General features: G+C 60.4%; 23 protein-coding genes and 1 rRNA gene. 14 read left to right on the forward strand and 10 right to left on the reverse strand.

Translation table 11 applies throughout. From position 1 onward, the window contains the following. Window positions 1-40: 40 nt before the first annotated feature. Window positions 41-153, forward strand: a 5S ribosomal RNA gene (gene rrf / locus FOZ70_RS21325). A 241-nt stretch (window positions 154-394) separates the two neighbouring features. Here rrf and FOZ70_RS21330 read toward each other — a convergent pair. Then, on the reverse strand, window positions 395-727 hold the full coding sequence (locus FOZ70_RS21330) for a hypothetical protein (RefSeq protein ID WP_219706647.1): 333 nt from the start codon (window positions 725-727) through the stop codon (window positions 395-397). 182 nt (window positions 728-909) lie between these two features. Between FOZ70_RS21330 and FOZ70_RS21335 the strand changes: the two genes are divergently transcribed. Beyond that, complete coding sequence (locus FOZ70_RS21335; protein WP_219706648.1) at window positions 910-1,968, forward strand: DUF6236 family protein; 1,059 nt, start codon at window positions 910-912, stop codon at window positions 1,966-1,968. Window positions 1,969-2,077: 109 nt separating this feature from the next. On the opposite strand, the gene FOZ70_RS21340 is transcribed toward FOZ70_RS21335, so the two are convergent. Next, on the reverse strand, window positions 2,078-3,433 hold the full coding sequence (locus tag FOZ70_RS21340) for a hypothetical protein (RefSeq protein WP_258025691.1): 1,356 nt from the start codon (window positions 3,431-3,433) through the stop codon (window positions 2,078-2,080). Between the two features lie 354 nt (window positions 3,434-3,787). Here FOZ70_RS21340 and FOZ70_RS21345 point away from each other — a divergent pair, with 354 nt between their 5' ends. Together FOZ70_RS21345 and FOZ70_RS21350 are read left to right on the forward strand one after the other, a co-directional pair. Then, the gene (locus FOZ70_RS21345) at window positions 3,788-5,242 is read left to right on the forward strand and encodes a hypothetical protein (protein ID WP_219706649.1); all 1,455 of its coding nucleotides are present in this window, start codon (window positions 3,788-3,790) and stop codon (window positions 5,240-5,242) included. A gap of 21 nt (window positions 5,243-5,263) precedes the next feature. Next, complete coding sequence (locus FOZ70_RS21350) at window positions 5,264-6,184, forward strand: DNA adenine methylase (RefSeq protein WP_219706650.1); 921 nt, start codon at window positions 5,264-5,266, stop codon at window positions 6,182-6,184. A 97-nt stretch (window positions 6,185-6,281) separates the two neighbouring features. On the opposite strand, the gene gyrB is transcribed toward FOZ70_RS21350, so the two are convergent. From gyrB to dnaA, 3 genes are all read right to left on the reverse strand, one after another. Continuing rightward, window positions 6,282-8,756, reverse strand: coding sequence for a DNA topoisomerase (ATP-hydrolyzing) subunit B (gene gyrB / locus FOZ70_RS21355; RefSeq protein ID WP_219706651.1), 2,475 nt, complete (start codon window positions 8,754-8,756; stop codon window positions 6,282-6,284). Between the two features lie 192 nt (window positions 8,757-8,948). Then, window positions 8,949-10,055, reverse strand: coding sequence for a DNA polymerase III subunit beta (dnaN, locus tag FOZ70_RS21360; protein ID WP_006756934.1), 1,107 nt, complete (start codon window positions 10,053-10,055; stop codon window positions 8,949-8,951). A 168-nt stretch (window positions 10,056-10,223) separates the two neighbouring features. Beyond that, the gene (dnaA, locus tag FOZ70_RS21365; RefSeq protein ID WP_027788803.1) at window positions 10,224-11,807 is read right to left on the reverse strand and encodes a chromosomal replication initiator protein DnaA; all 1,584 of its coding nucleotides are present in this window, start codon (window positions 11,805-11,807) and stop codon (window positions 10,224-10,226) included. 421 nt (window positions 11,808-12,228) lie between these two features. Here dnaA and rpmH point away from each other — a divergent pair, with 421 nt between their 5' ends. The 4 genes from rpmH (at window position 12,229) to yidC (ending at window position 14,855) form a co-directional block, all read left to right on the forward strand. Beyond that, window positions 12,229-12,363 (forward strand): 50S ribosomal protein L34, encoded by a 135-nt coding sequence (gene rpmH / locus FOZ70_RS21370; protein WP_004198824.1) that lies wholly within the window; start codon window positions 12,229-12,231, stop codon window positions 12,361-12,363. Window positions 12,364-12,378: 15 nt separating this feature from the next. Next, complete coding sequence (rnpA, locus tag FOZ70_RS21375) at window positions 12,379-12,840, forward strand: ribonuclease P protein component (protein ID WP_219706652.1); 462 nt, start codon at window positions 12,379-12,381, stop codon at window positions 12,838-12,840. A gap of 75 nt (window positions 12,841-12,915) precedes the next feature. Beyond that, window positions 12,916-13,182 carry a membrane protein insertion efficiency factor YidD gene (gene yidD, locus FOZ70_RS21380; RefSeq protein WP_006750110.1) on the forward strand — a complete coding sequence of 89 codons (267 nt, stop codon included), beginning with the start codon at window positions 12,916-12,918 and terminating at the stop codon, window positions 13,180-13,182. 8 nt (window positions 13,183-13,190) lie between these two features. Continuing rightward, a complete protein-coding gene (gene yidC / locus FOZ70_RS21385; RefSeq protein ID WP_027788804.1) occupies window positions 13,191-14,855 on the forward strand; it encodes a membrane protein insertase YidC in 1,665 nt (554 codons plus the stop codon). Window positions 14,856-14,957: 102 nt separating this feature from the next. Here the strand turns inward: yidC and FOZ70_RS21390 are convergent, their stop codons facing one another. Then, window positions 14,958-15,389 carry a transcriptional regulator gene (locus FOZ70_RS21390; RefSeq protein WP_021157984.1) on the reverse strand — a complete coding sequence of 144 codons (432 nt, stop codon included), beginning with the start codon at window positions 15,387-15,389 and terminating at the stop codon, window positions 14,958-14,960. A 336-nt stretch (window positions 15,390-15,725) separates the two neighbouring features. On the opposite strand from FOZ70_RS21390, the gene mnmE reads away from it, so the two are divergent. The 3 genes from mnmE to FOZ70_RS21405 all read left to right on the forward strand — a co-directional run bounded on the left by mnmE (window position 15,726) and on the right by FOZ70_RS21405 (window position 18,576). Then, the gene (gene mnmE, locus FOZ70_RS21395) at window positions 15,726-17,120 is read left to right on the forward strand and encodes a tRNA uridine-5-carboxymethylaminomethyl(34) synthesis GTPase MnmE (RefSeq protein ID WP_219706653.1); all 1,395 of its coding nucleotides are present in this window, start codon (window positions 15,726-15,728) and stop codon (window positions 17,118-17,120) included. 171 nt (window positions 17,121-17,291) lie between these two features. Then, window positions 17,292-18,005: a hypothetical protein gene (locus FOZ70_RS21400; protein ID WP_155635141.1), complete on the forward strand. Its 714-nt coding sequence runs from the start codon at window positions 17,292-17,294 to the stop codon at window positions 18,003-18,005. Window positions 18,006-18,192: 187 nt separating this feature from the next. Further along, window positions 18,193-18,576 (forward strand): hypothetical protein, encoded by a 384-nt coding sequence (locus FOZ70_RS21405; protein WP_219706654.1) that lies wholly within the window; start codon window positions 18,193-18,195, stop codon window positions 18,574-18,576. A gap of 43 nt (window positions 18,577-18,619) precedes the next feature. Here the strand turns inward: FOZ70_RS21405 and FOZ70_RS38125 are convergent, their stop codons facing one another. The 4 genes from FOZ70_RS38125 to FOZ70_RS21420 form a co-directional block, all read right to left on the reverse strand. Next, window positions 18,620-18,742: a hypothetical protein gene (locus FOZ70_RS38125; RefSeq protein WP_021157980.1), complete on the reverse strand. Its 123-nt coding sequence runs from the start codon at window positions 18,740-18,742 to the stop codon at window positions 18,620-18,622. A gap of 150 nt (window positions 18,743-18,892) precedes the next feature. Then, window positions 18,893-20,251 (reverse strand): sensor domain-containing diguanylate cyclase, encoded by a 1,359-nt coding sequence (locus tag FOZ70_RS21410; RefSeq protein WP_021157979.1) that lies wholly within the window; start codon window positions 20,249-20,251, stop codon window positions 18,893-18,895. Window positions 20,252-20,361: 110 nt separating this feature from the next. Beyond that, complete coding sequence (locus tag FOZ70_RS21415; protein ID WP_027788809.1) at window positions 20,362-20,610, reverse strand: DUF2795 domain-containing protein; 249 nt, start codon at window positions 20,608-20,610, stop codon at window positions 20,362-20,364. A 147-nt stretch (window positions 20,611-20,757) separates the two neighbouring features. After that, a complete protein-coding gene (locus FOZ70_RS21420; protein WP_039364617.1) occupies window positions 20,758-20,928 on the reverse strand; it encodes a hypothetical protein in 171 nt (56 codons plus the stop codon). A 138-nt stretch (window positions 20,929-21,066) separates the two neighbouring features. Between FOZ70_RS21420 and speG the strand changes: the two genes are divergently transcribed. The 3 genes from speG (at window position 21,067) to FOZ70_RS21435 (ending at window position 23,215) form a co-directional block, all read left to right on the forward strand. Then, window positions 21,067-21,624, forward strand: coding sequence for a spermidine N1-acetyltransferase (speG, locus tag FOZ70_RS21425; protein ID WP_042973815.1), 558 nt, complete (start codon window positions 21,067-21,069; stop codon window positions 21,622-21,624). Between the two features lie 488 nt (window positions 21,625-22,112). Continuing rightward, complete coding sequence (locus tag FOZ70_RS21430; protein WP_021157977.1) at window positions 22,113-22,460, forward strand: hypothetical protein; 348 nt, start codon at window positions 22,113-22,115, stop codon at window positions 22,458-22,460. Between the two features lie 200 nt (window positions 22,461-22,660). After that, window positions 22,661-23,215, forward strand: a complete 555-nt coding sequence (locus FOZ70_RS21435) for a YaeQ family protein (RefSeq protein ID WP_111998996.1) — start codon at window positions 22,661-22,663, stop codon at window positions 23,213-23,215. Window positions 23,216-23,231 lie beyond the last annotated feature (16 nt).

Consider the following 23,231-nt stretch of genomic DNA (forward strand, 5'->3'; position numbering starts at 1 on the left):
AGATTGGTTGTGCTGCGAAGCAGCGCAACAACCCTCTTTGCCTGATGACCATAGCGAGTCGGTCCCACCCCTTCCCATCCCGAACAGGACCGTGAAACGACTCTACGCCGATGATAGTGCGGATTCCCGTGTGAAAGTAGGTAATCGTCAGGCTCCCTAAGCCAGGAACCCCCGCCCGAAAGGCGGGGGTTTTTGCATTTGGGCGGCGGAAATGCGTGCGGAGCACTCAGCATGGATGCTTGTCGTGCTGTATGCACTGATGCTTGCGATGCCGTCGAATGCGAGCGAGCAGAGCGCAACTTCTCGTCTGTTGTGACGGTTGTTGAAGTTACTTGCAGCGCCGCCGTGGACCATTTGCATCAAGGCGCGCGCCGAAGTGCTTCACGTCGAGCCGTCACCAGACAACAGAGCGGCGCAAAGGGGCCAGCGCTGCGTGCTCCAGCTCCTCTTCCTCTTCTTGGGCAGCTGCCCCATAGGGCTGCTCTCGCCAGTTCAGCGCGCTGTAGTCGGGCGTAATGATGACCCTTCGGGAATCAAAGTTGAATCGAAGATAGACGCGATCACCCGGCTTGAATCCGAACATCTCGAAATGCGCGTCGATGGCGCGCATCCATGGCATGTACGGTTGGCCGTCCTGGGGAAGGTCAGGCTTGTTGCTGAGGGGCAGCTCAACCGTTGGATATTGTTTGAGCTTCTTGGGACGTGACTTACTATAGGCGTTAGCCATCTTCCGACTCCGGAAACGAGTTGGTTGTGGTCAGCGGGTCGTATGGGTGGCAGCCCATGCGGCCCGCGCTTTTTGCGGTGATGCCATTTGAGTCTATCTAACTGGGCATCTCGAAATATGGAAAATTCGGGGAGTGGCCAATCGGCATAGCTTCATGAGTTTTCCCCGCAGGAAGTTACGGCATGGGTCTAGAGATCGATGAACGACGAGATATGGATTGCAAGAACCACATGCGTGCCAACGCACTCTATTTTCCCTACATCACGCTCCCTGACAACGCATGGACAGTGAAGTCGCTCTTATATTGGGACAAGCTATCATCCATTGTCCCGACGGACCATATGAGCCGCCCCGAGCAGATGAACGAGTTCATGCGAACATTGCTTGTCGAAGGCCTTGTAGAACCAGTAATACCCGCTGAATACATTCATTGTTTGCCCCGCTTCGATGAGAGCTTCATCACGTTGATCGAGCACAGGCTGAGGTGGCTCGGTGTGCGCAGGCAAGAACGTCCTGCTCAACACGCGTTAACCCGAATTCACGCAGAGAAGCTTGGTGAAATACCTCGTTTCTTGGTTAAGGCCGGTCTCGCTAAGCAGGTCGATTGGGCGTGGTACGACGTGGAGTCAACCACGGCAACAATGTTCATGTCCTACCTTGCGGCATGTTTGGGGGCGATTCCTGAGGTCAATGCAACGCCCGTGACCAACAAGATGATTTTCGCTATGGGATTGCGGGCTCGCTCGAACACATCGGCCCGAAATCTTCATAGCCAAAAGGCGCGAGAAGTCGTGCTACGGCACCTACTTCCGACACCAAGAGGCTCCGTCCCGTTGGACAAACTTCTGCGATTTAAGAGGCGATACGGCCATCTTCTTCCTCCTTTGCGCACTCGGATCGAAGCGCATTGCGCATTTGTTGCGACGCTTCAAGATGCGGACGATCGCGTCGGCGCTAACGAGGCATTTTTGCTGAGCTGCAAATCAGATATCGCAGAAATCGAGGAGGCTATGCGCCCTTCCTTCGGCTCGATAACGCTGGGGACGTTAGCCCCGCTATGGGGTGCTGGTCTTACACTTCATGCTACAGACACTGGTAACGTGACTGCGTATGCAGGCGCAGCGCTGTCGCTCGCTGGGGCCACCTATCAAGCGATCAACAGCATTCGCGGCGGCCGCGCCCTTGTGAATCGCCCTCTCGCCTATGTTGCCCACGCACAGCGCGTGCTTGCTAAGAGTTAAGTTTCGCAAACTGATTTGGATCTGCAGCCCGGCTACATCCCGGAGGTGGCAACGGTGAAAAACTCCGGAGCTGGGGCGGTGGCGCCCCAGTGCATTTGTGGCAATTAGATTATTTGAGGAAGTTGTCGTAATCGGCCCGAACGCCGCTTGGAACACTTGCGGAGTCAATAAATCCAAGCGCTGCTTTAAATCGAGAGCGACAAGTCGTAATGCTGCTCACACGCCGACCAAGCATATTGGTATTTGACATGGCGAGGCGAATCATGGTCGCGATTTCGCGTGGTGAAAACGCCCGAATCATGCTCTGGTAGTTGCCTTCGGCAGCCCAACAGACACCGTATCCATTGCCGATATAACAGCATACAACGGACTCAACAAACTGTTCTTGCGCAGTTTCTGGCACTGCACCCTGTTGCGAGAGTTCGTAAAGGCGTTCCGCAAACGGTGGTTCATTGTAAAAATTGTTTGTGCCGTTGTGCACACTCCACAATCGATCGATTGCTTTAACGAACACTGCGTGCTGTTCAGACTCATTGAGGAGAGTTAGGAGACCAAGCTTTTCAAAAAACTGCAGTGACGCTGTGTGCCGCGGCTCATCGCCCTTGGCCGCATATTCGCTGTGACGATTGATCAAGTCGGAACGAGTTGCTGCCGTGAATCTCGCTTTTAAAGCATTACAGATATCGAGGGAGTTGAGGCGAGGCGGTTCGGGTGTGTTTGGATCACAGTAAATCCCGTGTGTCATGCCTACAAGCATTTGCCTCTGTGCGTCATGTGTTTCGCTAAGCCTTTGAATCCAAACAGCTAGTTGAGTTCCATTGAACCGAGCACCTTTCACTGCTGAAATAAATGCACCGATGTCCACGCCCTTTGGTGAGGATGCATCGGCCAATGCGTAGCGAACGCAGCGATTGAGAAATGTCGTAAATTCCCGATCGTTAACTGTACCAAGTGTAGGATGGGCTGCTGAGAAATTGTTTCTTACATCTCTGCACTGATCTAGAAAAAAGAAACCGTCTTCATCGACCAAATTCAATTTCAGGCAAAGATCCAACAACTTGCTATCTTGGAGTTCAAGGAGGTGCTTCTCCTCAAAGTCACTTTGGACGATCTGCGCAACAATCGGTAGTCCGAAGTTTTGAACCTTCGTTCGCAATTGAAGAATTGCAGCGTTCCATATGTAGTTCATTGCGCCATCAAATAGCCCGGTACTGACTGCTACGCACATTCTCGCAATCAATTCTCCACGCAATGGTGCCGGAATTTGCTTCAATTCCCGAGGCAAGTCTTTCCAAGCGTACTCAATCTCCTCATCGCTCGCCAGCACGGTCCGAGGTATACCGAGCGCTGTTGTCAGGGCAGTCAGGCCAGGAAGGACCGTATCTGGCAGCGCGGGTAATTGAGGGGCTGTAGGCTGAGCAGCAGCAGGTTGCGCGGGAACGGGTTGCGGGATGACAGTTGTCATATTTTGGTCTCCGGTAACATTCTGTCACGGTCCGCTGATTATTTCACAGTATGTCCCAGAGGTCATGTTTGCTTTCTTGATGGAGATGCGCGTGAGTACATATCTCTCAGTGTGCTGAGCATCCGGCACGTCCGGGGTGCGCGTAAGTGACGCAAGCGCCAAATGTACTGGCTATGAGTGGCCACGGTGGCAAAGACTTGGCGGTTTGGCTAGACAAGCAACGAGCGTCTTCGTTCGCTGTATGGAGCGCACTCCGTGTGGTCGCCCACTAAACCGTGAGCGGCGCAGTCGAATTTCTGCGCCCGTGAGCATCTACCTTCTGTACAATCAATTCTTTCCCACGGGGGGGATTAAATGCCAGCCACAACACCGACACCAGTCAAAAAACTCAAGCTCGATCTCGCTAATTACCGAACTCTCAGGCAATCTGATGAGCGGCATGCGGTGGAAGCCATTATCGCCATAAATCCGGATTGGTTCTGGGCTCTAACCGAAAGTCTTCTTGAAACTGGGTATTTGCCCACTGAGAATATTTTGGTCCAAAAAGGGAGCGGAGCTCGTCCCTCGTTAGTCGTTAAAGAAGGGAATCGCCGTATCTCGGCGCTTAAGCTGATTCACGGTTTAATTCCTGTGGATGGACTCCCAATTCCGCAGAATATCCTAGATCGAATCGAAAATATCTCGGCAACTTGGAAGCGAGAGAATTCGAACGTACCATGTGCTATTTATGAGCCGGATGAGGCCGAAACTGTCAACAGAATTCGTAGCCTGACCCATGGTAAGGGCGAAAAGGCGGGGCGTGACGGATGGACCGCCGTCGCTCGAGCGCGCCACAATCGAGATGAAAATGGAGCTTCGGAGCCGGCGCTTGACCTTCTTGAAAAATATCTAGAACAAGGTAAGAATCACACTGATACTCAAGCTCAGCGCTGGGCCGGTGACTATCCTCTAAGTGTATTGGAAGAGGCGGCGAAACGTATTGCGACGCGTGTTGGGGCAGTGAATGGCCCCGATCTCGCAAAAAAGTACCCGAAGATAAAGCAGCGTGCGGAATTCGATAACATTATGCGCGACATTGGTTTAAGTGTCGTTCGCTTTGATTCACTCCGACACCGGGATATTGCCAGTGAATACGGCATTGCGCCGGATCCCACTCAAGCAGCAACTGATACGACCTTAAACGGTAAGAACGGGCAATCTAAAGGTACGGCGTCTGGATCAAATGGTCCGAGAAGCTCTGCTGGAGCGACAGGCACCGGTGTATCGACGGGTAATGGAACAGCAAGCGGATCTAAAGGCGGGGCGGCGGCGGCCGCAGGTGGTAAGAACGTTGTTGCGGTAGCTGTTCATGACCCAAGGCAGGTTGCACGCACATTAAAAAAATTCGCGCCAAGGGGGCTCAATCGAGAGAAGCTAGCGTCCCTTCTGATTGAGATTAGACTTATAAAATTGGATAAAAATCCAATCGCTTTTTGCTTCCTGCTTCGTAGTATGTTTGAAATTTCTGCAAAAGCATACTGCCTTGATCATAAAGCCGATGGATTGTCTGTGACAAAGAAAGGTGTCGACAAACCGCTGGTGGAGGTGCTTCGAGATATTACTCGCCACCTAACCAATGATAAAAAAGACAAAGAGATGGTGCGGGAGCTTCATGGGGCGATGGCAGAAATTGCAAAACCGGAAGGAATGCTTTCTGTAACCTCCATGAATCAGTTGGTACATAATCCGAAATTTTCCCATCAACCAACAGATATTGCTATCCTTTTCGGGAATATTTTCCCGTTGCTGGATGCAATGAACCGGCCATAACGGCAATTTAGGAATCGCTTCATGAGCCGATATCGCACTCCGCTTCGTTACCCCGGTGGTAAGCAAAAACTGACTCCATTTATCCTTGAAATTATTCAGGCAAATGATTTGATTGGTGGGCACTATGTCGAACCATATGCTGGAGGAGCAGGAGTAGCCATGGAGTTGCTCCTGGATAACCGGGTAAGCAAGGTTCATCTTAACGATTCATCGCTTCCGATTTACGCGTTTTGGCGATCGGTTCTGTCTAAGCCTGATGAATTATGTCGAATGATTTCGACAGCATCTCTTACGGTTGAGGAGTGGAAGCGCCGCCGTGAGATTGTTCGAAACCCGAAGGGACATTCTCAACTAGAGGTTGGCTTTAGCACATTCTATCTCAATCGATGCAACCGATCCGGAGTGCTGTCCGGTGGGTTAATTGGTGGTCTTGCGCAAGATGGAGACTGGAGGATGGATGCTCGGTTCTCCAGAAATGAACTAATTCGAAGAATCGAGGTAATCGCTTCGCGTAGTTCGTCAATCGTTCTAAAAAATTGGGATGCTGAGCGCTTCATGGAGGAGTATGTTCCGACGTTACCTATGGAGACCCTCATTTATTGCGACCCGCCTTATTTTGAAAAAGCTAGCCGTCTTTATTTGAATTCCTATGCTGCGGCTGATCACGAACGTATATCTAATGTGATTCAGCGTCAGTTGGTTAGGAAATGGGTGGTTTCGTATGATAGTGCACCTCAAATCCTAAGTTACTACGGCGCTCGACGCTCTTTTTTATACGATTTGCAATACAATGCATCTCGTGTGTATAAGGGGAAAGAAATTTTCGTATTCTCGGATGATCTTAAGTTGCCAACGGAATCGGCACTCTCGTTTATTAATTATGCGATCGAGGCAAGTGGCGAGCTCCTTCATGAGGTAAAGAGTTCTGCTGTTGCTGCTTAGGTGAAGAATTTAAGTGGTTAAGAAAGACCCATAAGTTTGGCAACTTATGGGTCTGCTTTTTTAGACAAAAGGGTACGAAGCTGTCTGCGATAACGAATTAAACGTCAATATTCCCCGCCCGCAACGCATTCGACTCAATAAACGCTCGCCGCGGCTCGACATCATCCCCCATGAGGGTAGTAAAGATCCCGTCCGCCGCAATCGCGTCTTCGATCTGCACACGCAGCAGTCGCCGCACTGCCGGATCCATCGTCGTTTCCCACAGCTGCTCAGGGTTCATCTCGCCAAGGCCCTTGTAGCGTTGCTTCGAAACGTTCCGCTCAGCATCCGCCAGCAGCCACTTCATCGCGCTCTTGAAGTCCGCCACGGCCATGCTGCGCTCACCGCGCTTGATGACCGCACCTTCCCCAATAAGCCCCTTGAACGTATTCGCCGTCGTCACGAGCTGCTGATAATCCGCGGTGTGCTGGAATTCCTGGTCGATGACCGAAACGCGCACGTTGCCGTGATGCGTGCGCTCGACATGCAGCGCCCGCTGTTCGCGAACCGCGTCATACGAAGGCACAACCCGCACTTCGTTCTTCAGCGCTTCATCATGCAACGCAGCGTGCAGCGCCTTAGCCGAAGCCTCAGTCGAAGCCTCATTGGAGAGATCGATCACCACCCCATCCATAACAGCTTCCAGCGCCGCCGGATCATACAACCGGCTCAACCGCTCGATCACGCTCTGCGACAGCAGATACGACCGCGCCAACTCCCCAAGCGCATCACCCGAAATCGCCGCCGCATTTTCACTCGGCACCAGCTCCGACCCTTGCAGCGCCAACCGCAGCATATGCGCGTTGAGCTCCACGTCGTCCTTCAGATACCGCTCGTCCTTGCCCGCCTTGATCTTGTAAAGCGGCGGCTGCGCGATATACACATAGCCGCGCTCGATCATGTCCGGCATCTGGCGATACAGGAACGTGAGCAGCAGCGTTCGGATGTGCGCACCGTCGACGTCCGCGTCGGTCATGATGATGATGCGGTGATAGCGCAGCTTGTCGAGGTTGTAGTCTTCCTTGCCGATGCCGCAGCCGAGCGCGGTCACGAGCGTGACGATCTGTTCCGACGACAGCAGCTTGTCGTAGCGCGCCTTCTCGACGTTCAGCACCTTGCCGCGCAGCGGCAGGATCGCCTGGAACTTACGATCGCGCCCTTGCTTGGCCGACCCACCTGCCGAGTCACCCTCGACGATGTAGATTTCGCACTTAGCCGGATCCTTCTCCTGGCAGTCTGCGAGCTTGCCCGGCAGGCCGACGCCGTCGAGCACGCCCTTACGTCGCGTCATCTCACGCGCCTTCCGCGCAGCATCCCGCGCCCGCGCAGCTTCAACAATCTTCCCGCAGATGATCTTCGCGTCGATCGGCGTTTCCAAAAGGAATTCTTCCAGAGCCTTCGCCACAACCTCTTCAACCGGCGCACGAACCTCGGACGACACCAGCTTGTCCTTCGTCTGCGAGCTGAACTTCGGCTCCGGCACCTTCACGGAAAGCACGCACGACAGCCCTTCGCGCATGTCGTCGCCGGTCGTCTCGACCTTCGCCTTCTTCGCGATTTCGTTGTCGGTGATGTACTTGTTGATGACGCGCGTCATCGCGGCCCGCAGGCCGGTCAGGTGCGTGCCGCCGTCGCGCTGCGGGATGTTATTCGTGAAGCACAGCACGTTTTCGTTGTAGCTGTCGTTCCACTGCATCGCGACTTCGACGCCCACGCCGTCCTTCTCACCGTTGGCGAAGAACACCGTCGGGTGCAGGTTGGTCTTCGTCTTGTTGATGAACTCGACGAAGCCCTTCACCCCGCCGGCGAACGCGAAATCGTCTTCCTTGCCCGAGCGCAGGTCGGTCAAACGAATCCGCACGCCGTTGTTCAGGAACGAGAGTTCACGCATCCGCTTCGCGAGGATGTCGTAGTGATACTCGACCGTGCCGAAAATCGTCGGATCGGCCATGAAGTGCACTTCGGTGCCGCGGTTCTCGGTGTCGCCGGTCACGAGCATCGGCGACACTTCCACGCCGTCCACCACCTCGAGCACGCGATCCTGCGCGACGCCGCGGTGGAACTCCATGAAGCGCTTCTTGCCGTCGCGGCGCACGGTGAGGCGCAGCCAGCTCGACAGCGCGTTCACGCACGACACGCCCACGCCGTGCAGGCCACCGGACACCTTGTAGCTGTTCTGGTCGAATTTGCCGCCGGCGTGCAGCTCGGTCATCACGATTTCGGCGGCACTGCGCTTCGGCTCGTGCTTGTCGTTCATCTTCACGTCGGTCGGGATCCCGCGGCCGTTGTCGGTCACGGAAATCGAGTTGTCGGCGTGAATCGTCACGTGGATGTCGTTGCAGTACCCGGCCAGCGCTTCGTCGATCGAGTTGTCGAGCACCTCGAACACGAGGTGGTGCAGACCGGTGCCGTCAGACGTGTCGCCGATGTACATCCCGGGGCGCTTGCGCACCGCTTCCAGACCTTCGAGGATCTGGATCGACGAGGCGCCGTAGCTGCTGTTATCGGGTTGCGAATTGTGCTGTTCACTCATGGATATCTTCCGGTTCTGCGAGGCCACTCAGGTGGCGGCGCGGTGCGTTTCAGCGAAGGAAATCGCCGGGCCGCTCCAGTTTCCTGGCCCGCCCAAGTGCCGAAAAGGCACTAAAAGGGCGGGTTGTCGGTTCGCCATAAAAACGCCAAAGGGGCTTGCCGCCCCCTGGTGTGTGTCTTGATGTCGTGCGCGTCAGATGCGCATCGGCATCACGACATACTTGAACTCGTCGTTCTCGGGCACGGTAATCAGCGCGCTCGAGCTGGCGTCGCCGAGGCTCACCTGCACGGTGTCGACCTTCAGGTTCGCGAGCACGTCGAGCAGATACGTGACGTTGAAGCCGATGTCGACGGTATCGCCCTGGTAGGCGATTTCGAGTTCTTCCTGCGCCTCTTCCTGATCGGCGTTGGTCGACATGATCTTCAGCTGGCCCGGCGCGATGATGCAGCGCACGCCCTTGAACTTGTCGGAGGTCAGGATCGCCGCGCGCTGCAGCGAACGCTGCAGTTCTTCACGGCCGATCTCGAACGTGTTCTTGTGCGCCTTCGGGATCACGCGCTGGAAGTCGGGGAACTTGCCCTCGACGAGTTTCGACACGAGCTCGACCTGGCCGAACGTGAACTTGGCCTGGGTTTGCGCGATGTCGATGGTGACGGTGTCGTCGATGTCTTCGAGCAGGCGCTGCAGCTCGAGAATCGTCTTGCGCGGCACGATGACTTCCTGGCGGCCGAACGTGCCGCCTTCGAGCTTCATCGACGAGAACGCGAGGCGGTGGCCGTCGGTGGCCACTGCCATCAGCTGGTCGCCGTCGACGACGAGCAGCATGCCGTTCAGGTAGTAGCGGATGTCCTGCTGCGCCATCGCGAAGTGCACCATGCCGAGCAGTTGGCGGAACGACTTCTGCGGGACGGTGAGCGTGGCGCCGAAATCCTTCGCCTGCGCGACGGTCGGGAACTCGTCGGCCGCGAGCGTCTGGAGTGCGAAACGGCTCTTGCCCGATTGAACGGTGAGCCGCTTGTCGGCGAGCGACAGCGTGACCTGGCCGTCAGGCATCGCGCGCAGGATGTCGAGCAGCTTGCGGGCCGCGACGGTGGTCGCGACCTGGTCGCCGCCGACGCCGAAATCGGCGCGCGTGGTGATCTGCAGCTCCAGGTCGGTCGACAGGAATGAAACGTCCGGGCCGTTCTTGGTGATCAGCAGGTTGGCGAGGATCGGCAACGTATGGCGGCGTTCGACGATGCCGCTGACCGTTTGCAGCGGCCTGAGGAGGGTGTCTCGTTCGGTCTTGACCAGTTGCATAGAGTTCCTTCGTTGAGTAACGGCCTGCAGCGCAGCAGCCTCGCAGCGCCCCGCCGGCCGGGCTCTTGGCCCGCCACCACCGGGGCGGTCAAACCAGTATTGTGCCTCAAAACCGAACCGCCCCCCTTAAATTGGGGCGGAGGCCGAATTATCAAGCGCGCCGCGCGCTCAGCCCTTCAGCGTCTGTTCCAGCACGTGCAGCTCGTGGTTGAGCTGCGCGTCCTTGCTGCGCTCGTCGGCGATCTTGCGCACCGCATGCAGCACGGTGGTGTGATCGCGCCCGCCGAACAGCTCGCCGATTTCCGGCAGGCTCTTCTGCGTGAGTTCCTTCGCGAGATACATCGCAATCTGTCGCGGCCGCGCGATGTTCGCGGGGCGCTTCTTCGAATACATGTCGGCGACCTTGATGTTGTAGAAGTCGGCGACGGTCTTCTGGATGTTCTCGACCGAAATCTGCCGGTTCTGCACGGTCAGCAGGTCCTTCAGCGCTTCCTTGGTCAGCTCGATCGAGATCTCGCGGCCGTGGAACTTCGAATACGCGAGGATCTTGCGCAGCGCGCCTTCGAGTTCGCGCACGTTCGAGCGCAGGTGCTTCGCGACGAAGAACGCGACGTCTTCCGAGAGATTCACGCCTTCCGACTGCGCCTTGCGCATCAGGATCGCGACGCGCATTTCCAGCTCGGGCGGCTCGATCGCGACGGTGAGGCCCGAGTCGAAGCGCGAGATCAGGCGATCGTCGATGCCCGAGATCTCCTTCGGATACGTGTCGCTGGTGATGATCACCTGCGCCTTGTTCGCGACCAGCGCCTCGAACGCGTAGAAGAATTCCTCTTGCGTGCGCGACTTGCCGGAGAAGAATTGAATATCGTCGATCAGCAGCAGGTCGAGCGAATGGTAGTAGCGCTTGAAGTCGTCGAACGCCTTGCGCTGGTACGCCTTCACCACGTCGGACACGTACTGTTCCGCATGGATGTAGCGGATCCGCGCGCCGGCCTTGTCGAGCAGCAGCTGGTTGCCGATCGCGTGGATCAGGTGGGTCTTGCCGAGGCCGACGCCGCCGTACAGGAACAGCGGGTTGTACGAGATGCCCGGGTTGTCCGCGACCTGGATCGCGGCGGCGCGCGCGAGCTGGTTCGCCTTGCCGGTCACGAAGTTGTCGAACGTGAGCACGGGGTTCAGCTTCGAACGCTCGTACATCGAATCGGCTTCACCGCCGTTCGCGGGTGCGGCGCCCGGGCCCGGGCGCCACGTGCGGCGGCCGGCCGCGGCTTCGTGCGCGGGCAGGCTCGGCAGGTCGATGTCGGCGTCGTCGGCGTTCAGGTGGTGCGCGGCGGCTGCCGACGGCGTCATCGGCACGTCGGCCGGCGCTGTGGGCGCAGCGCCGGCGTTCGCGGCCAGGTTGGCGGCGATCGCGGCCACCGTGGCGGCCGGGCCGCTCGGTGCAAGCGGCGCGCGCGGGGCGGCTGCGCCCGATGCGGCGCTGGCCGCGGCACTGCGCATGCCTGCCTTGGGATCGAGGACGAACTGGACTTCGATCGGCGTGTTCCAGAATTCGCGGGCCAGATCGGAGATCCGTCCCGAAAACTGGCTCTTGACCCAGTCCAGCTTGAAGCGGTTCGGCGCGGCGATGGACAGCGTGTTCGCCGACGCATCGAAGGCCACCGGGGCCAAGGGTTTGATCCACGTCACGTACTGCTGGGGCGTCAGCTCGCGCTCCAGCAGTGCGGAACAGTGTTGCCAGAAATCGTTCATCAAGTAACTGTCGTTTTTTGCGTGCACAGCGCGGCTCGCCGGCGCCCTTGTCGCGGTTGCGCAACAAGGCCCGAAGCGGTCGTGCGAGCGTGCCTCGGACGCCTGCGTCACAGTGCTGGAGGGGCAGGCGCGGGCCGAGGCGGCGTGCGGGATTCTTGGAGATAAGGCGAGATTCTACCGCCAAACGCGACCACAGCGCGAGTTATCCACAGGCCGGGATGGTGGGTCGCGGGGCCGGATCGGCGTGGGCCGGCACAGGCGAGCGACTCCTAAAGTATTGACCGTCAAGAGAAAAACGGTTTAAATAGCGGGTTCCGCGAAAACCAATCCTGTATTCCCGGCGATTGCGTTCGCCCGAATGCCTCCGGTTAAGGGCACGCGGTCCCCTGAATTTCGACATTCTCGAACAAGTGAGAACATCATGAAACGTACTTACCAACCGTCCGTGACGCGCCGCAAGCGCACCCATGGCTTCCGTGTCCGCATGAAGACGGCAGGTGGCCGCAAGGTCATCAACGCTCGCCGCGCGAAGGGCCGCAAGCGCCTCGCCATCTAAGGCAGGTTGCGCGCTGTGTCCGCCGTCCGCAGTCCTGCGGAAGGTGCCGTCGAGCCGGGTGCGAATCCGTCGCAGACGAAAGCCGCCTTCCCGAAAGCTGCGCGACTTCTGAAAACGGATGAATTTTCATCCGTTTTTCGTTTGCGCCCCTGGCGGCGCTCCGCGCACTTCGTGATTTACGGCAAGCCGACCGGTCAGCCCGCGCGTCTGGGGCTCGTCGTCGGCAAGAAGTATGCGCCGCGTGCGGTAACACGTAACCTCGTGAAGCGGCTGGCGCGCGATGCGTTTCGCTTGCGCCGGGCCGAGTTCGCCGGTTACGACCTGCTGCTGCGGCAGCACACGCGCTTCGACAAGAAAGCGCTGCCGAGCGCGGCTTCCGCCCCGCTCGCGGCGATGTGCGCGGGCGAGATCCGCGAACTGCTCGACAGGGCAGTCCGGGAAATCGCCCGCCGTGCGTCGAAGCCCGCGTCCGAGTGACGCATCCGTGCCCGGTGCGGCGTTCGCGCCTGCCCGGCCGGTTTTGACGCGGCGTCGTACGGCGCCGCCCAAGGTATGGAAACGGTATTGATCGCCTTGCTGCGCTTCTACAAGGTTGCCGTGAGCCCGATGCTCGGCAACCGTTGCCGTTTTTATCCTTCCTGTTCGGATTACGCGCGCGAGGCAATCCAGTATCATGGCGCCGCGCGCGGCACGTATCTCGCCGTCAGGCGCGTGTGCCGATGCCATCCGTTTTCCGCGGGCGGCATCGACCTCGTCCCGCCGCCCAACTCCGACACTCGCGCTCGCGGCGAAGCCGACGCGCGGTCCCATCGACTCTGAGACAACGCATGGATATCAAACGCACCGTCCTATGGGTGATCTTCTTCATGTCAGCTGTCATGCTGTACGACAACTGGCAGCGGTCCCATGGACGCCCGTCGATGTTCTTCCCGAGCGCCACGCAGACGGCCCCCGCGGCCGCTGCCGGCGGTGCATCGGGCACGGGCGCGACGACGACCGCAGGTGAAGTGCCTGCCGCCGCAGCCGGCGCCGCCCCGTCGACCACTGCTCCGGCCGCCCAGGCGCAGCTCGTGAAGTTCTCGACCGACGTCTATGACGGCGAAATCGACACGCGCGGCGGCACGCTCGCGAAGCTGACGCTGAAGAAGCAGGGCGACGGCAAGCAGCCCGACCTGTACATCACGCTGTTCGACCACACGGCCGGCCATACGTATCTCGCACGCTCGGGCCTGCTCGGCGGCGATTTCCCGAACCACAACGACGTCTACACGCAGCTGAACCCCGGCTCGACGTCGCTGACGGGCGACCAGAACGCGCTGAAGCTGTCGTTCGAATCGCCGGTGAAGGGCGGCGTGAAGGTCGTGAAGACCTACACGTTCACGCGCGGCAGCTACGTGATCGGCGTCGACACCAAGATCGACAACGTCGGCACGGCACCTGTCACGCCGACGGTCTACATGGAACTGGTGCGCGACAACACGGCAGTCGAAACGCCGATGTTCTCGCATACGTTCCTCGGGCCGGCGGTCTACACGGACGCGAAGCACTTCCAGAAGATCAACTTCAGCGACCTCGACAAGAACAAGGCCGACTACGTGACCTCCGCCGACAACGGCTGGGTCGCGATGGTGCAGCACTACTTCGCGTCGGCCTGGATTCCGCAGCAGGGCGTGAAGCGCGACATCTACGCTGAAAAGATCGATCCGACGCTGTACCGCGTCGGCGTGAAGCAGCCGGTCGCCGCGATCGCGCCGGGCCAGTCGGCCGACGTGCAGGCACGCCTGTTCGCCGGTCCGGAAGAGGAGCGCATGCTCGAAGGCATCGCGCCGGGCCTGGAACTCGTGAAGGACTACGGCTGGGTGACGATCATCGCGAAGCCGCTGTTCTGGCTGCTCGAGAAGATCCACGGCTACATCGGCAACTGGGGCTGGTCGATCGTGCTGCTCACGATCCTGATCAAGGCGGTGTTCTTCCCGCTGTCGGCTGCGAGCTACAAGTCGATGGCGCGCATGAAGGAAATCACGCCGCGCATGCAGGCGCTGCGCGAACGCTTCAAGAGCGATCCGCAGAAGATGAACGCCGCGCTGATGGAGCTGTACAAGACCGAGAAGGTCAATCCGTTCGGCGGCTGCCTGCCGGTCGTGATCCAGATCCCGGTGTTCATCTCGCTGTACTGGGTGCTGCTCGCCTCGGTCGAAATGCGCGGCGCGCCGTGGGTTCTGTGGATTCACGACCTGTCGCAGCGCGATCCGTTCTTCATCCTGCCGGTGCTGATGGCCGTGTCGATGTACGTGCAGACGAGCCTGAACCCGACTCCGCCGGACCCGGTCCAGGCGAAGATGATGAAGTTCATGCCGATCGCGTTCTCGGTGATGTTCTTCTTCTTCCCGGCCGGCCTCGTGCTGTACTACGTCGTGAACAACGTGCTGTCGATCGCGCAGCAGTACTACATCACGCGCAAGCTCGGCGGGGCCAAGAAGAAACCAGCCTGACGCCCGTTGCATACGCGGGCGGCGAGCCGCCCGCGATGCACGCAAAAAAAGCCGCATGGTTCGCGCCATGCGGCTTTTTGCTTTTGCGGTGCCGGTGCGGGTTCAGCCTTTCTTCGATTCGCCCGAGTCGCCGTAGAACTGCTCGACCAGTTCCTGCACGAGGTAGCGATGATGGGGCGACAGCGCTTCGATCTTCGACGCGAGTTCGATCGTCTCGGGCGTCGGCGGATAGCGCTCGTCGCGCGGCAGCGGTTGCGGCGTCGGATGTTCGATCACGCTCGGCGACGGGCCGTAATGCAACCAGTGGAGTTCGACGCGCAGCCATTCGGCGAGCGTGGCGAGTTTGTCCGACGTCGGAATCGTGCGGCCCGTCAGCCACTTATGCGCGGTTTGCGGCGAAACGGGTTGCGCTCCGCGGTGGCGCAGATTGAATCGGTTCGCCAGTTCGGTCGCACCGGTGATCTTCTCCGGGCTGCGCCGCAGGGCGAATTTCAGGCGTTCCGAGAACGCGGCTTTTTCTTCGGATGTCGGCATGGGGGAGATTGTGCAATTCCACCACCACGTTTCAGACAACCATTCGGGCTAAACATATCTCGTTCAGACGAATCCCGATCTCGATCGGAGTGGGAGGAAAAATTGAGGGCCACAGTGTTGGGCCGCTCCAGCAGGCATACTCGTCCGAAACCGTCGTTGTGACATGGCGCCGGACTGATACTTGGCTTATCCCCGGCGGGATAAATTCGGGCGCGTCCGAATCCAGCGTGGCGACCGGTGGCGTGTGGGCCGGCACGCTACAATGCCGGCGTTCCGATGCCCGAACTGTTGCGCGGGCGCACCATATTCACTGATCACCCGATTCATCCGATTCCCATGCTCGCTACCGATTCCGATCCGATCGTCGCCATTGCCACTGCTGCCGGCCGGGGTGGCATCGGGGTCGTCCGTGTGTCGTTCGGGCGCGGCGGCGAGGCGGCCGCGTTGCCGCTGATCGACGCGTTGTGCGGGCAGAAGCTCGCGTCGCGCCATGCGAGTTACGTGCCGTTCCTCGACGAGCACGGCGCGCCGCTCGACCGCGGGATCGCGCTGTACTTCCCGGCGCCGCATTCGTATACCGGCGAGCACGTGCTCGAGCTGCAGGGGCACGGCGGGCCGATCGTGATGCAGCTGCTGCTGCAGCGCTGCCTGGATGCGGGGCGCGGTTTCGGGCTGCGGCTCGCGGAGCCCGGCGAATTCACGCGACGCGCGTTTCTGAACGACAAGCTCGATCTCGCGCAGGCCGAGGCCGTCGCCGACCTGATCGAGGCGAGCACCGAAGCGGCCGCGCGTTCGGCCGGGCGCTCGCTCGACGGCGCGTTCTCGCGGCAGATCCATGCGCTCGTCGACGACGTGATCACGCTGCGGATGCTGGTCGAGGCGACGCTCGATTTTCCGGAAGAGGAGATCGATTTCCTGGAGGCGGCCGACGCGCGCGGCAAGCTCGCGAAGATTCGCGCGCAGCTCGCGCACGTGCTGGGTGATGCGCGGCAAGGCGCGTTGCTGCGCGAAGGATTGTCGGTCGTGCTCGCGGGGCAGCCGAACGTCGGCAAGTCGTCGCTGCTGAACGCGCTGGCCGGCGCGGAGCTGGCGATCGTTACGCCGATCGCGGGCACGACGCGCGACAAGGTCGCGCAGACGATCCAGGTCGAAGGGATTCCGCTGCACATCATCGATACGGCCGGGTTGCGCGAGACGGAGGACGAGGTCGAGCGGATCGGCATCGCACGCACGTGGAGCGAGATCGAGCGGGCGGACGTCGTGCTGCATCTGCTGGATTCGCGCACCGGGATGACGGCGGATGACGAGACGATTGCCGCGCGGTTTCCGGGCGGCGTGCCGGTGGTACGCGTGCTGAACAAGACGGACCTGACCGGCGTGGCGGCGTGTGTCGAGCATCCGGCGGCGGAAGGCGACCTGACCGAGGTGCATCTGTCGGCGAAGCGCGGCGACGGGATCGACATGCTGCGCGCGGAGCTGCTGCGGATCGCCGGGTGGCAGGCCGGGGCGGAGGGCGTGTATCTCGCGCGGGAGCGGCATTTGATCGCGCTGCGGGCTGCGCAGGAGCATCTCGCGCAGGCGGCGGATCATGCGGAGCAACGCGCTCAGTCGCTCGATCTGTTTGCCGAGGAACTGCGGCTCGCGCAGGAGCAACTCAATTCGATTACCGGGGAGTTCACTTCGGATGATCTGCTGGGGGTGATTTTCAGCAGGTTTTGTATCGGGAAGTGATGTCTGCGGATTCGACGTTCGAAAGCGCTTTACGGCTCGTCATTCGCTGTTGATCGGCCACCCCGATCGCGATCGGTCCCCCGTGCACGTCACGCGGCCTGCCGTAAAATCGGCCGGCCGGGACATTTCGACACAACGACCCCCGGTCCAAAAAACAAAGAGAGGGCACGCATGGGATTCGGATTCGGAAAACGCGGCGAATCAACCGGCAACTCGACGACCGACATGGCGAAAAGCCAACGGTCGCGAGCGAACGACAACTTCACCACGGAGCTCGAGCTGCGTCGGGCATTTGCGGTATTTGAATGCTGTGCATCGCACGGCACATACGTCGACCTCAACGATGTGGATACCGGCTGGCGCCATTTGCGGGAAGAAGGCCGGGTGTCATCCGATCTGGAAGCCGCATGGAAAGAGCTGGACGGCATCCTGCTGACCTATGCCAATGCCGGGGTGCTCGCCGAACCGGACAAGGCGCGCGCCCGAAACCTGACGGATGACATCGAAGCACAACTCGATGCCGTACAGGGCAAGGTGGACGGCATGGTCGATGCCGTTGTCGCAATCAACGTTGCGCGGCTCAAATACCCTTCGAAGAGCTGGATCGTCGATGGCATATTCGCGGCCATATTCGGCGTGATAGGCGGTGCGATCCTCGGTACCCTGGCCGGCGAGCTTGCCGACCATACGCCGGCCGTCGGGAACGTCGTCTTCGGTCTCGTGATAATCGGCTCGGTACTCGTGGCGCGTTATCGCCATCGGCGGAAAATCGTCGCAGCCGACGAGAAAATTGCGCAGGCGCAAGCCGAACTCGACCGCATGGTCATTCGAAACCTGTCGCCTTCCGCGTATCCGCCGCAGATGACGGCTACGGGCACGACCTGAGTTCGCGTTTCGGATACGGCGACGCCAGCCGCAAACCTCTGCCGAAGTTGAATCCCGTCGCGCTGCCGATGTTTGCCGCGCGTCACACCGAGTGCTCCGATGCCTGGCCATTCGTACGCTGGCAGAACTCGGCCACGTCGTGCCCGAATTCGTCACGGTCGCGGGCACGTTGTCACCGGGGCAATACGTGATCCCGGCGGAACTGCGCGAGGCGTTCGATTTTCCGGAAAGCGGCGTTGACGCATCGGGGCGTTTCGAATTTCGCGCCGAGCATCTCGCGATACTGCAAGGGACCGTCTGGAGAACGCTCGACGATTACTCGATCGATGCGGTGCTGAAGCGCAATGACTTCTGGCCGCTGTCCTACATCGACGGCAAGCGGCCCTATGGGGAGTGCACGTACTTCCAGATCGACATGGCCGAACTGCTGGGGGAGCCTTATCAGTTCAATGCCGAGCGCAATCTGATCGAAGACGCGGAGAAGGATGCGCGCCTCGAGCGTCTTCACTACGAAACGCTCGCTGCGCTACAGGTATTTCTGATGCATGCCGAGCTGACTGCGCCGGCTTGATGGCGCGAAGGCCCGGATCGAAGCAGCCGGACCGTCATCCACGTCAATCCCAATGCCGGTGATGGTAATACCCGCCACCACCGTAATACCCGCCACCGTCAGGCACCACGATACAGCCGCTCAGCAACACGGCGACGCCGGCAATCAGCAAAAGGGTCTTCTTCATCGGGTTCACCTGCTCGGGTTCAATATGAAACCCAGCATAGCGAGCGCCCGCAACACCGGCTGTAAGCGATCGTTTCCCTGCTCCGCAATCCGTAACGGCGGATTATTCCGGTCACAATGACCGTAACAAATCCCCAAACAGCAGACGTTTTCAGGCAGTGACGACCCGGTTTCGCCCCGTATCCTTCGCACGATACAGCGCGGCATCGGCGGCTTCGATCAACGCGTCGGGTGTGGAGAGATCGTCGGCCGCCACGGTCGCGCAGCCGACGCTCACGCTCACGCGTCCGGCGGGTGATGTCGGCATCGCGAGATCGAGCCGCAATACCGCTTCGCGCGCTTCCTCGGCGACGACCCGCGCGCCGCGCGCGCCCGTATTCGGCAGCACGATCGCGAACTCCTCGCCGCCGTAACGCGCGACCATGTCCGCGGGCCGCCTCACCGCGCCGGCCAACGCATTCGCGACGGCAATCAGGCACGCGTCGCCCTTCACGTGACCGAACGCGTCGTTGTACGCCTTGAAGTGGTCGACGTCGACCATCAGCAGCGACAGCGGTTCGCCTTGCCGTCGCGACTGCAGGAACAGCGTGTGGAAGTGATCGTTGAAGTGCATGCGGTTGAACGCACCCGTCAGGCCGTCGCGCGCGGACGAACGGATCAGCGTCGCGTGTGCCTCGAACAGCCGCTGGTACAGCATCGTCACTTCCCATGCGAGCACGCATACGAGCACGCCCGGCGTGAACATGCTGAACACGCGCGCGAGATACCAGCCGACCGTGAAGCGATTGGTGCTCATCAGGTTCAGCGTGGTGTCGGTGACGCACGCAAGCACCGCGATCGCGAGCCACAGGTCGAGGGTCGTGCGCAGCCGGCCGGTGGCCAGCACGGCAACGAGCGCCAGCGCATTGAGCAGCCACACGACCAGCGCGACGGCGTTGACGGGCAGCACGGACGCGTCGCCCGGCGGATGAAACGCGGGCGGCAGCGACACGTTCAGCGCGAACAGGCTCAGCAATCCCGCGACGGCAGCCGGCCCGCCGACCAGTGCGAGCGTCCACCACCGTGTCTGCCGCACGCCGACCGGTGCGCGCGCCAGCCGCGCGCGCGCGAGCAGCGCGACCATCACGAAACTCGGGAAGCCGGCATGCCAGAAGATCCACATCCACGCGGCGCTTTGCGGTTGCGCACCGAACAGCCCGTGCGGCGCGAATACGCCGGGAAAGGTGAGCAGCTGCAGCGCAACGGCGAGCGCGGTGAACGCATAGGCGCCGCCGAGCGCGCCGAGCACCGGCTGGCGGGTCACGGTGAACTGCGCGCCGAGAAAGAACGCCGCGATGCTCGCGGTGGTGAACACGGTGAGCGCGCACATCGGCATGAACGGCTCGACGGCCGGCAGCGCGACGTTCGCGTGCGGCGCGGCGATCCCGAGCGCGAGCACGATGACGAGCGCCGTCAGTGCGCCGAACCAGAGCTGACGGCGTGTCGTGTGCTGGATCAGGATGCCTTCCATGGAGTTCCCCGGGGCACGTACGCGGAAACGCCCGGTCTTGCGCCGGGCGACAGCCAGCCGGCCGCTGCGCGACCGGTGCGGCCTGATCCTATCGCGTTATGGTTGCGCGCTCAAACCCCGAGGCCGGGACCGAAGTTGCCGGCAACCCAGTGCGTGACGGCGTCGACGTCCGCGTAGTCCTGTTCGGGCAGGCCGTCGAGCATCGACAGCACTTCGTTGCTGGCGCCCGCGTCGCGGGCGGCATCGACGATCGCATCCTTGTTGGCCGGGTAGCGGACGGCCGCCAGCACGTCGGCGATCTGCAGGTCGATCGTTTCGTTGGGAATGTCGTGCGGAGGCTGGGCGGGCTGGTCGTTCACGGCGGCGTCTCGCGGAGTGAGCGGGTTGAGCGGGAATCGGATCGAAGCGGAATTCGGGCGTGTAATCGGGTGCGTACCGGGGTGCGTCATGCGTTCACACGCCAGGGCGGCCAGGCCGGCGCGCCCCGCGGATCAACGCCAGTCGACTCAATGCCCGCGTCGCACGCGGCGCCACGGATGCTTCCAGTCGATGTGCGGTGCGTTTTCGTCACGCGGATGCTGGCGCCGATGTTCCTGCCACAGTTCGTCGGAAAACAGCGCCGCGACGATCACGAGCGGCAGCACGAGGAAAATTCCGAGTATCACTTGCTCGAACACGATAGCCTCCTTGCGGTGGCAGGAACCCTTGCTCCCATTCTAGGCTCTGAACTTCGCCCGCGTTCAACTTCTTACAGTGCGAAACAGGTCCGGAAGTGGCCTTGCCGCACATGCGCCGGCATCAAACAGGACATGAACATGCAACTCCAGAACGATACCAACACGCTCGCGCTGCGGCCGCTGGAGCGCCAGGACCTGCGCTTCGTCCACGAACTGAACAACGACGCAAAGATCATGCGCTACTGGTTCGAGGAGCCGTACGAAACCTTCTCGGAACTGTCACAACTGTACGACCGCCACGTGCACGACCAGCGCGAGCGCCGTTTCGTCGCGGTCGACGCGCAGGGCGAACTGGTCGGCCTCGTCGAACTGATCGAGCTCGACTACATTCATCGCCGCGGCGAGTTCCAGATCATCATCGCGCCGCAATGCCAGGGGCGCGGTTATGCGGGCCAGGCGACGCGCCTCGCGATCGAGTACGCGTTCAAGGTGCTGAACATGCGCAAGCTGTACCTGATCGTCGATACGTCGAATGCGGCGGCGATTCACGTGTACGAAAAATGCGGATTCCAGCACGAGGCCGAGTTGAAGGAAGAATTTTTCGGAAACGGCGCGTATCACAACGCTTATCGCATGTGCATCTTTCAACGCGATTATTTCGACCGTCAGCAATCCAGTCCGAACAAGGCAGGGTAAACGCGCTGGCGAAAGGCGCTTGCAGCGGGGTTTTCGCGGGCGCCGAATACATTCGGGGAACTACGGATAAATACGGATTCGCTTATGCCTGGCATTTTTCTTGTATCAGGTATTTGCGATTCCGCACTGCGGTAAAGTCGATTCGTTTTCGAATGACTTTATGTGCGGCGCATCAAAATGATCCGGATGACGAAATGGATTATCCAAACCGTTCAATTGCTGCAATGTAACTTGGATGAAAGCCCTGTCGGATAACGCTTTCCGCCCGGCGTGACGGGCCTGTCCGCCGCGCAACGGGGGTTGCCCGCCGCGCGTGCCGCGCAAAAAACAGGCTGCGCACGGGGTGCGACAATCCGCCGCTATTGCGGTCGCACAACAAATGTGCTTGCTATCGCTTGCCGGTCTTCTAAAGTGAAAAACGCGGTTCACGATCACCTTTAAACACATAGCTAACCCAAGCCTGGTGTCCGCAAGCCTGGAGACAGAACATGATGAAGCGTACCGGTATCCTTTTTGCCCTCGTCGGCGCATTTTGCGCAGTGTCGATTGCCCAGGCGGGCGGCGATTCGGCCGTCAAGCCGGCGCAGGAAATCCAGTTGACGAAAAATGCATGGGGCTGCCTGTCGAAAGACAATCTGGACTCCGTACTGAGTCACGAACGTGACGGCAAGTCGCAGGCGAAGCAGCAATACTTCGACGACTACCGCTGTCTGTCGGTACCGGAAGGCCAGCGTTTCCGCGTCGTGTCGGTCGACCAGGGCGACGTGCAGTTCGTCAGCGCCGACAACAGCGACCAGCAGGGTCTCTGGACCGATTCGCGCTTCGTCAAGCAGTAACCGCCAGTAACCGCCCATCCACCGCGCAGTCGCACGACGCGCGAGCGCGCCGGCCCGATGAGCGGGCGGCGCGAACCGAAACACGGCCCGGCACATGCCGGGCCGTTGCGCTGTGGGTGGCGCATGACACGCGCCGGACGGCGCGCATTCGGTATCATCACGGCCCGACCGAACCGAATGCCCGCCCGGGCCGTATCCGCATGGCGCTGAAATCCACGATCTACAAAGCCGAACTGCAAATCGCCGACATGGATCGGCATTACTACGCCGATCACGCGCTGACGGTGGCGCGCCATCCGTCGGAGACCGACGACCGGATGATGGTGCGCATCGTCGCGTTCGCGCTGTTCGCGCACGAGCGGCTCGAATTCTGCAAGGGGCTGTCGGACGTCGACGAGCCCGATCTGTGGCAGAAGGACCTGACGGGCGCGATCGACGTCTGGATCGAAGCCGGCCAGCCCGACGAGCGGCGCATCTCGAAGGCGGCCGGCCGCGCCGGGCAGGTCACCGTGATCGCGTACGGCGGCAAGACGTCGGATATCTGGTGGCAGGGCGTGCGCAGCAAGGTCGAGCGGCTGCGCAACGTGCAGGTGCTGTCGCTGGCCGAAGGCGTCGCGGCCGCGCTCGGGCGGCTCGCGGAGCGCTCGATGCGCCTGCAGTGCACGGTGCAGGACGGCACCGCGTGGATCTCGAGCGCCGACCACGATCCGGTCGCGGTCGAATGGACGGTGCTGAAGGCGCGCGCGGACGCATGACGGCCCACGCGCCGGC

The organism is Burkholderia sp. COPS (assembly GCF_019425585.1).
GTDB classification, from domain to species: domain Bacteria; phylum Pseudomonadota; class Gammaproteobacteria; order Burkholderiales; family Burkholderiaceae; genus Burkholderia; species Burkholderia cepacia.